Origin of the sequence: Rhizobium sp. 18055 (genome assembly GCF_902706285.1) — a bacterium.
GTDB lineage: Bacteria > Pseudomonadota > Alphaproteobacteria > Rhizobiales > Rhizobiaceae > Rhizobium.
In genome coordinates this window covers 147,767-162,725 of sequence record NZ_CACSKD010000013.1, presented here as the reverse complement: position 1 = coordinate 162,725, position 14,959 = coordinate 147,767, and the positions used below count along the sequence as shown (strand labels likewise).

The following is a 14,959-nucleotide window of genomic DNA, read 5'->3' as shown; positions in this document are numbered from 1 at the left end:
ATGGCTCAATCGATGACACAAACGATGAAATACAAGCCGGCAGGCAACTTCTCCTGGGTGGTTTCGACCGTCTACATCATCTTCCTGCTGCTGCCGATCTATTGGCTTGTCAACATGAGCTTCAAGGAGAATGCCGAGATCACCGGGGCCTTCTCGCTCTGGCCGACCAACCCGACGCTCAGGAACTACACGATCATCTTCACCGATCCGTCGTGGTATAATGGCTATATCAACTCGATCACCTATGTGGCGATGAACACGGTGATCTCGGTGCTGGCGGCGCTGCCGGCTGCCTATGCCTTCTCGCGCTACCGGTTTCTCGGCGACAAACACCTGTTCTTCTGGCTGCTGACCAACCGGATGGCGCCGCCTGCGGTTTTCGCGCTGCCGTTCTTCCAGCTCTATTCGGCCTTCGGGCTGATCGACACGCATATCGCGGTGGCGCTTGCGCACTGCCTGTTCAACGTGCCGCTGGCGGTGTGGATACTCGAAGGCTTCATGTCCGGCGTGCCGAAGGAGATCGACGAGACGGCCTATATCGACGGCTACTCGTTCCCGCGCTTCTTCGTCCGCATCTTCATACCGCTGGTGGCATCCGGCGTCGGCGTCGCGGCCTTCTTCTGCTTCATGTTCTCATGGGTGGAGCTGCTGCTCGCCCGGACGCTGACGACGACGGCGGCCAAGCCGATCTCGGCGATCATGACGCGTACGGTATCAGCTTCGGGGATGGACTGGGGGGTGCTGGCGGCGGCCGGCGTGCTGACCATCATTCCGGGCGCGCTCGTCATCTATTTCGTCCGCAACTACATCGCCAAGGGCTTCGCGCTCGGTCGCGTCTGATAAGGGAGGATTACGCATGCATTTTTCCTGGATGGCGTGGACGCTGCCGACCGCATTGTTTTTCCTGACGATCCTCGTGCTTCTGATCGGCATGAGCGTCTGGGAGTATCTGGCGCCGGGCGGCTCCCCGCGTGTGGGGGTCTTGAGGTTCGAGACCACGCGCGGAGACCGTCTCTTCATATCGCTGCTGGGAGCAGCGTTCATTCATCTCGCATGGCTGGGTCTGATCGGACCCAACCTGTGGTGGGCTCTTGGCCTTGCCGTAGTCTACGCCATCGGCGTGTTCCGCTACGTCTAGGGTCAAGGAGATACAGATGGCCGGGGGTTACTGGCCGCCTGACGTGAAGACTGCAATCGCAAACCCTGGGAGGATATTATGCGAAGGCATCTACTAGCGACAACAGCAGGCATCCTGCTGGCCATGGCGGGTTCCGCCTATGCCGGCATGGACGAGGCTAAAACATTTCTGGACAAGGAAGTCGGCGAGCTCTCGACGCTTTCCCGTGCCGACCAGGAAAAGGAAATGCAGTGGTTCATCGATGCAGGCAAGCCTTTTGCCGGCATGGACATCAAGGTGGTTTCCGAAACGCTGACCACGCATGAATATGAATCGAAGGTTCTGGCACCGGCCTTCACGGCCATCACCGGCATCAAGATCACCCATGACCTGATCGGCGAAGGCGACGTCGTCGAAAAGCTGCAGACGCAGATGCAGTCCGGCGAGAACATCTACGACGCCTATGTCAACGATTCGGATCTGATCGGTACCCATTGGCGCTACCAGCAGGCCCGCTCGCTGACCGACTGGATGGAGAAGGAAGGCAAGGACGTCACCAATCCGGGCCTCGACATCAACGACTTCATCGGCACCAAGTTCACGACGGCACCGGACAAGAAGCTCTACCAGCTTCCCGACCAGCAGTTCGCGAACCTCTACTGGTTCCGGTACGACTGGTTCAATGATGAGAAGAACAAGGCCGACTTCAAGGCGAAGTACGGCTACGATCTTGGCGTCCCGGTCAACTGGTCGGCTTATGAGGATATCGCCGAATTCTTCACCGGCCGTGAAGTCAACGGCAAGAAGGTCTTCGGCCATATGGACTACGGCAAGAAGGACCCGTCACTCGGCTGGCGCTTCACCGACGCCTGGCTTTCGATGGCCGGCAATGGCGACAAGGGCCTGCCGAACGGTCTTCCCGTCGATGAGTGGGGCATCAAGGTCGACGAGAACTCGCGTCCCGTCGGCTCGTGCGTCGCGCGCGGCGGCGATACCAACGGCCCGGCTGCCGTCTATTCGATCCAGAAGTATCTGGATTGGTTGAAGGCCTATGCACCGCCGGCAGCACAAGGGATGAACTTCTCCGAATCCGGTCCGGTTCCGGCGCAGGGCGAAGTCGCCCAGCAGATCTTCTGGTACACCGCGTTTACGGCCGATGCCGTCAAGCCCGGCCTGCCAGTGGTCAACGAGGACGGCACGCCGAAGTGGCGCATGGCGCCAAGCCCGCATGGCGTCTACTGGAAGGACGGCATGAAGCTCGGCTATCAGGACGTCGGTTCCTGGACGCTGATGAAATCGACCCCTGACGACCGCGCCAAGGCTGCATGGCTCTATGCGCAGTTCGTGACGTCGAAGACGGTGGATGTGAAGAAGAGCCATGTCGGCCTGACCTTCATCCGCGAATCCACCATTCGCGACAAGAGCTTCACTGAGCGTGCTCCGAAGCTCGGCGGCCTCATCGAGTTCTATCGGTCGCCCGCCCGCGTTCAGTGGTCGCCGACCGGCACCAACGTTCCTGACTATCCGAAGCTGGCACAGCTCTGGTGGCAGGCCGTCGGCGATGCGTCGTCGGGGGCAAAGACCGCGCAGGAAGCCATGGATTCGCTTTGTGCCGAGCAGGAAAAGGTCCTGCAACGCCTGGAGCGCGCCAAGGTTCAGGGCGATATCGGCCCGAAGCTCGCCGAGGAGCATGATCTCGCCTATTGGAACGCTGATGCGGTGAAGAAGGGCAACCTTGCGCCGCAGCTGAAGATCGAGAACGAGAAGGAAAAGCCGGTCACCGTCAATTACGACGAACTGGTGAAGAGCTGGCAGTCCAAGTAACGGGCTGCTGCGGCTGGGGCTGATGTCCCGGCCGATCGCTATGCCGGCGGCGGCCAAGCGCTGTCGCCGGCTTCATCAAAATTTCAATTTCCTATCGTGTAACCTGCCATCGACCGGCGGGAAGGGTATTTCCATGCAGTCGGGGCAGGCAATGAGCGGCTTTATTCTGGCGATCGACCAGGGCACGACGTCATCGCGCGCGATCATTTTCGATGCCGGGATGACGATGGTGTCGTCGGCGCAGATGGAGATCAGGCAGCATTATCCCCATGCGGGCTGGGTCGAGCATGATGCCGATGAGATATGGGCGAGCGTCGTCGATACGGCGCGGGGGGCGATCGAGAAGGCCGGGATTGCATCTGGTGCCATTGCGGCGATCGGCATCACCAACCAGCGCGAGACGACGCTCGTCTGGGATCGGAAAACGGGAAAGGCGCTGCACAAGGCGATTGTCTGGCAGGACCGACGCACGGCCGAAATCTGCGAGAGCCTGAAGGCCGACGGCTACGAGAAGCTGGTGCGCGCCAAGACAGGCCTGCTTCTCGATCCGTATTTTTCCGGAACCAAACTGCGCTGGCTGCTCGACAATGTCGATGGATTGCGACAACGGGCCGAGATCGGCGATGTGTGTTTTGGGACGATCGACAGCTGGCTGATCTTCAACCTCACCGGTGGACGGGTTCATGCGATCGATGCCACCAATGCATCCCGCACCATGCTCTACAATATCGCTGAAGGCGTCTGGGACGAAGAGCTTCTCGGGGTGCTCCGGATACCGCCCTCGGTGCTTCCGGAGGTGAAGGATTGCGCCGACGAGTTCGGTGTGACGGACAGGGCCATCCTCGGGGCTGCAATCCCGATCCTCGGCGTTGCCGGCGACCAGCAGGCGGCGACGATCGGCAATGCCTGCTTCGATCCGGGGATGATGAAATCGACCTACGGAACCGGTTGCTTTGCGCTGCTGAACACCGGCCGCGACCGCGTCACCTCGTCGAACCGGATGCTGACGACGATTGCCTATCGGCTCGACGGCGAGACCACCTATGCGCTCGAGGGATCGATCTTCATTGCCGGGGCTGCGGTGCAGTGGCTGCGCGATGGTCTCGGCATCATCTCGCAGGCCTCGGAGAGTGGTGCATTGGCGCTGAAGGCCGATCCGGGGCAGCGGGTCTACATGGTGCCGGCGTTCACCGGCCTCGGCGCGCCTTACTGGGATCCGGAAGCGCGAGGGGCGATCTTTGGCCTCACGCGCAACAGCGGCCCGGCCGAACTGGCGCATGCAGCGCTTGAATCGGTCGCCTTCCAGACGCTCGACCTGCTGGTGGCGATGCGCAAGGACTGGGGCGGCCACCAGATCGAAACGGTGCTGCGCGTCGATGGCGGCATGGCGAGTTCCGACTGGACGATGCAGCGGCTCGCCGACATCGTCGCCAATCCGGTCGATCGTGCTGCAATGCAGGAAACAACGGCGCTGGGAGCAGCGTGGCTTGCCGGGTCGCGGGCCGGTGTCTGGCCGGGGCAGCGCGAGTTTGCCGGCGCATGGCATAGTAGCCGGCAGTTCCGCCCTGCGATGGCCGATATCGAGCGGCAAACGAAGATTGCCGGCTGGCGAGATGCCGTATCGCGCACACTGTCGGGAAAATCGGTCAGTCAAACTCAGTGAAGTCGGCTTGGCGCGCGGAGCTGCTTGGGCAAACCTTAACCTGCTCAGCCCGAGATTTTGACGTCCGATCCGGCCAGCAGCGACAGTTCGCCTGCGGCCTGCTGCAGCATGGAAATGGTCTGCTGGATATCGGGCGCGTCCGGTGCGTTGACGAGGCCGATATAGGGGCAGGTGAGGGCGGCGATGACGCGGCCGTCGGGGCCGAGGATCGGGGCGGAGAGATTGTGGACGCCTGCGGTCTGGGCGCTCGGCATCACCTCGTAGCCGCGTGAACGGATTTCGCCGAGGCGGTCGTAGAATTCTGGTCCGGGCGGAGCGCTGTCGCGGCTGCGGGCGTGTTCCGATATCATCATGTCGCGCTCCTCGTCGCTGCGAAATGCCAGCAGCACGTGGCCCGAGCCGGTTTCCAGGAGGCTCATATGCGAGCCGACGCGGATCGAGATGCCCCAGTAGTTGGGTGCCTCGTGCTGGGCGATGACAACAGCCGAGCCGCGGTCGAAGACGACGAGGTGGTTGGCCTGCCGGGTGCGCTGCGCCAGTTCGCGCATCAGTGGCATGGCGAAGGAGGCGAGGCGACGGGCGGGGGCATGGAGTTGCGACAGGCCGAACAGCTTCAGCGTCAGGGTGAAACGGTCGCCTTCAAGCTTGGTGACGTAGCCGCGGCGCACCAGCCGGTCCAGCATCCGGTAGAATTCGTTGGGGCTGCGGTCCAGCCGTTTGGCGATTTCCGCTTGGGTCAGCCCTTCCTCGACGCTGGCCAGAAGCTCAAGGATATCCAGCCCCTTGTCCAAAGCTGGCGCCCGGTACCGGTCGGCTTCATCCGCGTCCATGCTGTTCTCCTGTGAATAGATCGTTACATATACAAATACCGGTGTACCGAAAAGCAAAACTTCGCTGCAGCCATCGCCGGGGGCTTTCAATTGGCTATAGTGACGTCGAGCACGGCGCATCGACGGTGGAACTCAAGGGAATGCCATCTGCACCGCGCCATCAATGCGGATGATTTGCAGGACGAGCGGCGATGTTTCTGACACAGGAAGAGCTTACGCATATCAACGCGTTCAGGCGCGAGCTTCATCGCCACCCTGAAGTCTCCGGCGAGGAGGCGGAGACGGCTCGCCGTGTCCAGGAAGCGCTGCTGCTGGCCAAGCCCGACCGGATCGTTTCGAACCTGGGCGGGCATGGGGTGGCCGCGGTCTACGAAGGGGCTATCCCCGGGCCGACGGTGATGATCCGGGCGGAGCTCGATGGCCTGCCGATCGAGGAGCTATCCGATCTCGCCTATCGCTCGACGGTATCGGGCAAGGGGCATCTCTGCGGCCACGATGGCCACATGTCGATCCTGATGGCGCTGGCCACGGCGCTTGGTCAGAAGCGGCCGACCAAGGGCCGGGTCGTGCTGCTGTTCCAGCCGGCGGAGGAGAACGGGGCAGGCGCTGCAGCCGTTCTCGCCGATCCTGAATTCGCAACGCTCAAACCCGACATGGCGCTGTCGTTGCACAATTTCCCCGGCATCCCGCTGGGGCATGTGCTGTTGCGGGATGGGCCGGTCAATTGCGCGTCGCGGGGCATGAAGATCGTGCTCACCGGCAAGACTTCCCATGCCTCCTGCCCGGAAGATGGAATTGCGCCGACATTTGCTGTTGCGCGGCTTCTCGCCGCGCTGACCGATCTCGGTAGCCATGCGCCGATGGGGGCCGATTTCTCGCTGGTGACGGTCACGCATGCGCGGCTTGGCGAACCTGCCTTCGGGATCAGCCCGGGGCGGGCCGAAATATGGGCGACGCTGCGGACGCTGACGGATGAGCGGATGGCCGATCTGGTGCAGCGTGCGGAGACGCTTGCGGGTACAGAGGCCAGGGCGGCCGGGCTGCAGATTGAGGTCTCCTACGAGGACATCTTCCGGCAGTGCTGCAATTCGCCCGAGGCTGTCGACGCGTTACGCCGCGCACTGGATGATGAGGGTATCAGCCATCAGAGCGACAGTCCGCTGCTGCCGATGAAGGGTTCGGAGGATTTCGGCCTGTTCAGGACGGTCGCACCATCGGCGATGTTTTTCCTGGGATCGGGCGAGACGCATCCGCAATTGCACAATCCCGACTATGATTTCCCCGAGGCACTGATCCCGATCGGCGCGCGGGTGTTCCTGCGTGCGATCACCAACATCCTGGGCTGAGGTCAGCCACCGGGCCGAAATCTTCGGATGTGTCACAAGGTCGTGATCGACCGTGCGAAATTTCGAGCAGGGCTTCGTTTGCCCTTTCCTGTATGCCGCGATGGGCCTATTCACGATTCGATCGACCATTTCCGCTGCGCCGTTCGTGCTGCTGCCATTGGTCATTTGCTCCTATTTCGCATTGGCAGTTCGATGACAGCAGTTGAGACGGTCGAGAAGGATGGCGATGCGCAGAGCGCGCGCCGCTCGAAAATCGTGGCGCTGGTTGTCGCCGTATCCTTCTTCATGCAGATCCTCGACGGTACGATCGTCACCACCTCGCTGCCGCAGATGGCCGCGAGCTTCGGTGTCCCGACGGTGTCGATGAGTATCGGCATCACCGTCTACATGCTGACGATGGCGGCGTTCATTCCGCTGTCCGGCTGGCTTGGCGATCGTTATGGCGCGCGGCGGGTGTTCATGGCATCGATTGCCGTCTTCACTGTCGCCTCGCTGTTCTGCGGGCTCTCCGGCGGGCTGGTCGAGTTCGTGATCGCTCGCGCCATCCAGGGAGCTGGCAGTGCGCTGATGACGCCGGTCGGCCGGATCATCGTCCTGAAGAACGCCCGCAAATCCGAACTGGTGCAGGCGATTGCGCTGATCACCTGGCCTGCACTGACGGCGCCGGTGATCGGGCCGCTGCTCGGCAGCGTCATCACCACCTATGCGAGCTGGCACTGGAATTTCCTGATCAACCTGCCGATCGGGGCACTCGGCATGGTGCTGGTGTGGCGCTTCGTGCCAGAGCAGCGCGAGGAAGATGCCGGCAGGCTGGATATGCGCGGTTTCGTGCTGAGTGCTGCCGGGCTGACGCTTCTGCTTGCGGCACTCGAGTTGTCGGTGAAATGGCATGGTGGCTTGCTGCCGGTGCTGCTGATGCTGGCTGCCGGGATCGTCTTGTCGGTCATGGCCTACCGGCATTTTCTGCGCATCGACAATCCGCTGCTTGATCTCTCGTCGTTCAGGGTGCCGACCTTTGCAATTGCGACCCTGTCCGCCGGCACTGCGAGCCGCGTTGCCATCAATGCCACGCCGTTCCTGCTGCCGCTGTTGTTCCAGCTCGGCTTCGGCCTCAGTTCGATCGAGGCGGGTGCCTATCTGCTGGTCTATTTCCTCGGCAATCTCGGCATGAAGGCGGTGACCACGCCGCTGCTTGCCCGACTGGGGTTCCGTACGGTGCTTTGGTTCAACGGGCTGATTGCCGCGCTTTCGATCGCGGCTTGCGGGTTTCTGGCACCGGAGACGCCGCGCTTGGTGATCTATGCATTGCTGTTCATTGCCGGCCTGTCGCGGTCGATGGAGTTTACCGCGCTGAACACGCTTGCCTTCGCCGATATCAGCGGCGCACAGAGAAGTTCGGCTTCGACGCTGTCGAGCATGCTGCAACAGGTGTCGATGCTGCTTGGCGTGGCGATTGCGGCCGCAGTTCTCAACGTGTCGGCAGCGGTCCGGGGTCTGGGAGATCCGGGGCTCATCGATTTCCGCTGGGCTTTCGTGGTCATCGGGATCATCGGGGTTGTCTCGTCCCTGCGCTTCCTGCAGCTTGAGCACGATGCGGGTGCCGAGGTTTCCGGGCACAAGTTTGAGCGCTAAGCTGCAGGCTTGAGGCGCCGCAACGGGCCGATTTCCAACGGCAGGCGGCGGATTTCCGCGTCGCGTTGTTGGCGGCTCCGTGGTATCGACGGTCGTTGCGTTGGTAAGAAGTCGCGTGGCTTCCGATCGCGTCGCCTTTCTGTCGCCTTTCTTTCCTATGAAAAGCAGGCGCTAATTCTCATAATCGAACCCCAGCGGGGATATTTTGCGGCTGACTCGTATTCTGCTTCGGAGCTTTCTGTTTCTCTCGCTGGCCATGGCCGGCGCTGATGTCACCTATGCGCAGTCGCCAACGCCGGCTGCACAGGTCCAGGATCCGCAACCTGCGGCCCGGACCGCGAACCAGACCGCGACCGAGGAGGCTGTGCCTGCACCCAGCGCGCCAGCCGAGCAGGCTGCCAAGCATATGGCGAAGGCGAAAGCGGATTTTGTCTCGCTGCAGGACGGCGTGAAGCAGAACCGCGATGACGACGACGGGCTGGTCGCGCTTGCGGGAAGGGCCGATGAGCTCAACCGCGGGGTTGCCGATATCTCGGCGCGTTTTGCGCCGCGCCTCGACCAGATCAAGGCTCGTTTGGCCGAGCTTGGCGAACCGCCGAAGGAGGGGCAGCCGCCCGAGGCTGACATTGTCGCCAACGAGCGCAGCGCGCTGACGGCCGAACGGGCGCAGCTCAATGCGGTTCAAGGCGATGCCGAGAACCTGACGGGTATGATCGGCAGACTGAGCAACGAGATCGCCGAACTCCGCCGCCAGCTTTTTGCGGCGACACTGCTGCGCCGTACCGACATTTCCGCGTCGGTCTTCGGTGACGCTGCATCTGCATTCGTGCAGGAGGTCGGGGCGTTTCATCAGGCACTGACGAGCTGGCTCGGTTTCGTGTTGAAGTTCAAGGCGTTTGCGTTTGCTGCGGCGATATTCATGTCGCTGGCGACCGCGCTGATCCTGCTTTCCGGCAGCTACCGCCTTTTCGGGCATTATCTGCAGCGTAAGGAGAGCGAAGAACAACCCTCCTATATCAGCCGGTTGTCGATCGCCTTCTGGTCGATGCTGATCAGGACGCTGTCGCTGGCGACGCTGCTGGTCACCTCGTTCTTCTTCCTCACCAGCTTCAATGTCTTGAGACCGGATATCGCACCTGTCGTCGCTGCGCTGTTCGGCACGATCGGGCTCATCTACTTTGTCCGTCGCTTCACCAATGCCGTGTTTGCTCCACGCGATCCGCAGTGGCGCCTGGTCAGATTGTCCAACCGCGGTGCAAGCTCGATCAGTGCCTGCCTGCTGGCGATGGCCGTCGTTCATGCTCTCGACTATTTCCTGGGAAGCATCAGTGAATCGATGGGCTCACCACTGGTCCTGACCGTTGTCAGGAGCTGGATTGCGGCGCTGATCATCGGCCTGATCCTCATAGCCGCGTCGTTTGGACGGCCGATGATGGCAAAGAGCCGCGATCCGGATGCGCCGGGACGGCATTGGCCGAAGGGGCTGGCGATCATCCTGCGGATTTTGGGTGCGCTACTGATCATCGCTGCCCTGAGCGGCTATGTCGGCCTGGCGCGCTTCATCGCCTCGCAGCTCATCTTTACCGGTGCCATCGGGGTGACGACCTATATCGGTCTGCTCTCGGGCAAGGCAATTTCGCGCAACGAGACGTTTGGCGATACTGCGCCCGGCAAGTATCTGGCCACACGCTTCAACCTCGGGCCGGTGGTGATCGATCAGGTCGGGCTGTTGGTCGGTTTCTGCATCTACGGCGTCGCCTTGGCTGCCGGTATTCCGCTCATTCTGCTCCTGTGGGGGTTCCATGTGCAGGACCTGCAGCTGATTGCCTATCGGCTGCTGACCGAGGTTCGGCTTGGCGGCATCAGCATCTCGCTGATCGGGATATTGACCGGCATCCTTCTGTTTGCCGGTTGCTATCTGCTGACCCGCTGGGTGCAGCGCTGGCTGGACAACAATGTCATGGCCCGCAGCCATGTCGATCTCGGGGTTCGCAATTCGGTCAAGACGGGTATCGGCTATCTCGGCGTCGGCATAGCGGCGCTGATCGGCGTTTCTGCTGCAGGGATCGATCTTTCGAGCTTTGCACTTGTCGCGTCCGCTTTGTCGGTCGGTATCGGTTTCGGTCTGCAGAACATCGTCTCCAACTTCGTGTCCGGCCTGATCCTGCTGGTCGAGCGGCCGTTCAAGGTCGGTGACCATGTGGTCTCCGGCACGGCCGAAGGCATCGTCAAGCGCATCTCCGTGCGGGCGACGGAAATCGAGACCTTCCGCAAGCAGTCGATCATCGTCCCGAACTCGGAACTCATCAACGCCAATGTCGGCAACTGGACCCATCGCAACAAGATGGGCCGTTCGGAAATTCCGGTGTCGGTGAGCTATGATTCCGATCCGCAGAAGGTCATGGACATCCTGCTGGAACTGGTGAACGCCGTGCCGCTGGTGCTGCGCAATCCGGAGCCGCATGTCGAGTTCCTGCGCTTCGGCCCCTACTCTCTGGATTTCGAGCTGCGCTTCATGCTCGGCGACATGGGCGACGGGCTCAAGGTACGCAACGACCTGCGCATCGCGATCCTGAAGCGTTTCCGACAGGAGGCGATCGAGATACCGCTGCCGCAAAGCGATGTGGTGTTCCATCGTCAGCCGGATACGGTGAAACCCGATGTCGCCGTTCTTGCGCCGGAGCGTGCTGCAGATGAGCCGGCTGATAACCACGATATCGATGAGGACGACGGACGCGTGCGTCGCCTGCGTGGCAAGTCTATCGAAGGCTAAATGTCTGCTCGGAGGGCGTCCTTCGGTTTCATTGCTGTTTTGCCCGGTGCGCCGTCTTCGGCGCGTCACTAGGCTATCGGATATAGTGCGGAGAATATTTCCTTTAATCATGTTTCGAACAATGCCGCGCCGGTTGGGGCAGAAGCTATTTTGCCGATCAAAGAATGATTGGGTTTAATACTTATTCAAACACCGTGATGTATCGATTTGAACCAGGGAGACACGTTCTTTTTGGGGATTTGAAATGGCGTTTTTGGGTATTTCCGGGATGCAATATTCCGGTGGCATGTTTGACGATGTTCGTATTGTTCTGGCGGAAGATTCCAATGTCTTTACGTCGATGATCAGTAAGCGATTGAAGGAACTTTTCGACATCGATGTCGAGATATGCAGGAACTTCGAAGAGCTTCAACTTTGCTACGACAAGTCATCCCAGGAAATTACGCTGGCCATTTCCAACATCAACCTGCCGGGTGCCGAAAATGGCGAGGCGCTGGAATATCTGGTTGATCTCAGCATTCCGACGATCGTCTTCACTGGCACCTTCCAGGAAGGCATGCGCGACAAGTTGATGGCCAAGGATATCGTCGACTATATCCTCAAGGACAATGTCTTCGCCGTCGATCTGCTGGCCGAATCGATCTGCCGCTTCCTGACCAATCATCGTCATCACGTGCTGATCGTCGATGACAGCCCGACGGCGCGTGCGCTGCTGTCGAGCCGCCTGAAACGCTATAATTTCCGTGTCAGCACGGCCGATAGCGGTGCCAAGGCGCTTGAGCTCCTCAAGGCCAACCGCGACATCGGCCTGATGATCACCGACTACAACATGCCCGATATCGACGGCTTCGAACTGACGCGACGCATCCGCTCCAGCATCGGCTCTCACCAGCTGCGGATCATCGGCGTCTCGTCGTCGTCCAATCGATTGCTGTCTGCCCGCTTTCTCAAGGCCGGTGGCAACGACTTCATGCTGCGGCCGTTCATCGACGAAGAGTTCTACTGCCGCGTCAACCAGAACCTCGACACGCTGCTGCAGATCCAATCCATGCAGCCGGCGCGCAAGAGCGCATAAGGCGCACACCAGCACATTGCTTGACGAAGGCCATGGAGCGTCACTGACGCCCCATGGCCTGTCCATCGGCTCGTTGTTTTCCGCATGCTGGTTGCCTGCGGGCACGCCTTTGTGTGCGAGGAAGGTGGCTGTTGGAACGACGATGCTGCATAGGGGCATGACACCGACATGATGAAAACAGACATCCTGCGTGAGCGGCAGACATCGCCGATGGAAGGACGTACCATCCTTCTTGTCGAGGATTCGCGAATGTTCTCTTCGGTTCTTTCGCATCGCTTCGAGACGGAACTCGGCCTCACCGTGACGCATTGCCCATCGCAAGATGCACTTGATGCCGCGCTTGCCGATGCGCAGCATCGGTTCACCATGGCAGTGGTCGGTCTCAATCTGCCCGGCTCGGCAGATGGCAAGGCGCTGGATCAGGTGATTGCGCATGATATTCCGGCCATCGTCTTTACCGGAACGTTCAACGCCGAGGTTCGCAATCGGATTACGGCGCGCAATGTCGTGGACTACGTGTTGAAGGACAACGAGTTCGCGCTCGACAGTCTTTTGGCGAGCGTGCGCCGCGCGATCTCAAACCGGAGAACGCGCGTTCTGGTCGTGGATGACGTTGTCTCTGCCCGACACGCGCTGGCGGATCTTCTGGAAGCGCAGCAGTTCATGGTGTGCCAGGCGGGTACCGGGGTGGAAGCGCTCGATGTGCTGGAAAAGCATCCCGACATCGAGCTGGTCCTCACCGATCACCACATGCCCGACATGGACGGATACGAGCTGACCAGACGAATCCGCAACCGCTACAGTTCGGACCGCATGCGGGTCATCGGCATATCGTCTTCGGGCGATCGACTGCTGTCGGCGAGCTTCCTCAAGGCTGGAGCCAGCGACTTCGTGTACCGCCCCTTCGTGCCGGAAGAGCTGCAATGTCGGATTTCGCACAATGTCGAGACCTTGGCGCAGCTCAAGCAATTGCGGGCGGCGGCGGCCAGCGACTATCTCACCGGGCTTTACAACAGGCGCTACTTCTACGACCAGGGACCGCGCATCGTGACGGAATGCTTGCGTGGCTCCCGGCCGGCATCGGTTGCCATTCTTGATATCGACCACTTCAAGCGCCTGAACGATACCTATGGGCATGAGATTGGCGACAGGGTTCTGAAGGCCGTCGCCTCGCGGTTGCAGCACTTGTTCAACGGCAGCGACAACTTGTTGTCGCGGGTGGGGGGCGAGGAGTTTTCCATGTTGTTCGCAGGCATGGATTCGGCGGCGGCGACCGAGCTTTGCGACATGGTGAGAGAGGATATCCAGTCCCTCAAGGTCGTGGCCGAGGAAGACGAAATCTCTGTCACCGTTTCGATCGGCGTTGCCGAAATCGGCGGCTACGAAACGTTCGAAAACTACCTCAATGCCGCCGACCAGTATCTCTACATGGCCAAGAATCATGGACGAAATCAGGTTTATTCGGATGCGCGCGTGGTCGGTATAGCGGCGCAATGACCGCTATGCCGGGCTGAGGCAATCGAGGGGCGGCAAGATAACCGCCACCAACGGTCAGGCGGCGATTGCCTGGCGCGCTGTTGCCATCGTCATCTTGCGCTCCGCACGCTCCTGCTGGGGCGAGCGGTGGTAAAGTTCGCGATAACACTTGGAAAAATGCGATGCGGAGACGAAACCGCAGGCAACGGCGACCTCGACGACCGGCATGGATGACTGCACCAGCAGGTGGCGAGCGCGGTCGAGCCTGATCTCGAGATAGTAGCGGGCCGGCGAGCGGCCCATTTCCTGGCGGAAAAGGCGTTCGATCTGGCGCCGCGACAGGCCGGCGCCATCGGCGATTTCGAGCAGCGACAGCGGTTCGGCCAGATTGCCTTCCATCAGTTCGATGATCGACAGCACCTTGCCGTTCTGGACGCCGAGGCGCGCGCGCAGCGGCAGGCGCTGGCGGTCATGCGGGCTGCGGACGCGGTCGGTCAGATGCTGTTCGCAGACGCGATTGACCAGCGTTTCGCCAAAATCCTCGCCAATCAGATTGAGCATCATGTCGAGCGAGGCCGTGCCACCGGCGCAGGTGTAGAGATTGCTGTCCACTTCGTAGAGATCGGCATAGACCTCCGCCTGCGGGAAGGCTTCAGAGAAGCCCGGCAGGTTTTCCCAGTGGATCGCACAGCGCTTGCCGTTCAGGAGACCGGCCTGGGCAAGCACATGTGCGCCCGTACAGAGACTGCCGACGGCGACGCCGCGATTGTAGGATTCGCGCAACCACGCATTGACCGATTTGTTGTTGAATTCCTCGACGTCGATGCCCGAACAGACCAGCACCATGCTCGGGCGATTTTCACCGCCGAGATTGCGACGTTCATCGGCCAGCGAGCTGTTGGCCTCGATGCCGATATCGCAAGAGGAATGGACCTTTTCGCCATCGACGGATGCCAGGCGCCATGTGTAGGCCTGGTAACCCAGCATGCGGTTGGCGATGCGCAGCGTGTCGATCGCTGCCGAAAACGGCAGCATGGTAAACTGCGGAACCATGAAAAAGACGATAGAGCGTTTCTTATGCGACATCTTGTTCATGAGACAAATCCGTGATGGAGGGCCAATGCGCTATTGGTGCTTGGATTGCGCCGCATAGATAGTCCGAAAGCGACATTCTCATGGAAAAATGCGGCCGCAAAGAGCAAAATTGCGACATTGTTATAATT

The 14,959-nt window shown here is 60.7% G+C and carries 11 protein-coding genes; 9 read left to right on the top strand and 2 right to left on the bottom strand.

All coding sequences use genetic code 11. From position 1 onward, the window contains the following. The first annotated feature begins 12 nt into the window (after positions 1 to 12). The 4 genes from GVL52_RS20900 (at position 13) to glpK (ending at position 4,604) form a co-directional block, all read left to right on the top strand. Positions 13 to 840 (top strand): carbohydrate ABC transporter permease, encoded by an 828-nt coding sequence (locus GVL52_RS20900; RefSeq protein WP_160010730.1) that lies wholly within the window; start codon positions 13 to 15, stop codon positions 838 to 840. A 16-nt stretch (positions 841 to 856) separates the two neighbouring features. Beyond that, a complete protein-coding gene (locus tag GVL52_RS20895) occupies positions 857 to 1,138 on the top strand; it encodes a DUF2160 domain-containing protein (RefSeq protein ID WP_160010687.1) in 282 nt (93 codons plus the stop codon). Positions 1,139 to 1,216: 78 nt separating this feature from the next. After that, positions 1,217 to 2,941 (top strand): ABC transporter substrate-binding protein, encoded by a 1,725-nt coding sequence (locus tag GVL52_RS20890; RefSeq protein ID WP_160010685.1) that lies wholly within the window; start codon positions 1,217 to 1,219, stop codon positions 2,939 to 2,941. Positions 2,942 to 3,092: 151 nt separating this feature from the next. After that, positions 3,093 to 4,604 (top strand): glycerol kinase GlpK, encoded by a 1,512-nt coding sequence (gene glpK, locus GVL52_RS20885; RefSeq protein WP_160010683.1) that lies wholly within the window; start codon positions 3,093 to 3,095, stop codon positions 4,602 to 4,604. A gap of 44 nt (positions 4,605 to 4,648) precedes the next feature. Here the strand turns inward: glpK and GVL52_RS20880 are convergent, their stop codons facing one another. Further along, complete coding sequence (locus tag GVL52_RS20880; protein ID WP_160010681.1) at positions 4,649 to 5,434, bottom strand: IclR family transcriptional regulator; 786 nt, start codon at positions 5,432 to 5,434, stop codon at positions 4,649 to 4,651. Positions 5,435 to 5,625: 191 nt separating this feature from the next. Here GVL52_RS20880 and GVL52_RS20875 point away from each other — a divergent pair, with 191 nt between their 5' ends. The 5 genes from GVL52_RS20875 (at position 5,626) to GVL52_RS20855 (ending at position 13,757) form a co-directional block, all read left to right on the top strand. Then, entirely contained in the window at positions 5,626 to 6,780 is a 1,155-nt protein-coding gene (locus GVL52_RS20875) for an amidohydrolase (RefSeq protein ID WP_160010679.1), read from the top strand. 192 nt (positions 6,781 to 6,972) lie between these two features. Continuing rightward, positions 6,973 to 8,412 (top strand): MFS transporter, encoded by a 1,440-nt coding sequence (locus GVL52_RS20870; protein ID WP_160010677.1) that lies wholly within the window; start codon positions 6,973 to 6,975, stop codon positions 8,410 to 8,412. A 205-nt stretch (positions 8,413 to 8,617) separates the two neighbouring features. After that, entirely contained in the window at positions 8,618 to 11,185 is a 2,568-nt protein-coding gene (locus GVL52_RS20865) for a mechanosensitive ion channel family protein (RefSeq protein ID WP_160010675.1), read from the top strand. Between the two features lie 244 nt (positions 11,186 to 11,429). Next, positions 11,430 to 12,260 carry a response regulator gene (locus tag GVL52_RS20860; protein WP_160010673.1) on the top strand — a complete coding sequence of 277 codons (831 nt, stop codon included), beginning with the start codon at positions 11,430 to 11,432 and terminating at the stop codon, positions 12,258 to 12,260. Between the two features lie 171 nt (positions 12,261 to 12,431). Continuing rightward, positions 12,432 to 13,757, top strand: a complete 1,326-nt coding sequence (locus GVL52_RS20855) for a diguanylate cyclase (protein ID WP_200847873.1) — start codon at positions 12,432 to 12,434, stop codon at positions 13,755 to 13,757. 54 nt (positions 13,758 to 13,811) lie between these two features. Here the strand turns inward: GVL52_RS20855 and GVL52_RS20850 are convergent, their stop codons facing one another. After that, complete coding sequence (locus GVL52_RS20850; RefSeq protein ID WP_160010671.1) at positions 13,812 to 14,831, bottom strand: GlxA family transcriptional regulator; 1,020 nt, start codon at positions 14,829 to 14,831, stop codon at positions 13,812 to 13,814. Positions 14,832 to 14,959: the final 128 nt, after the last annotated feature.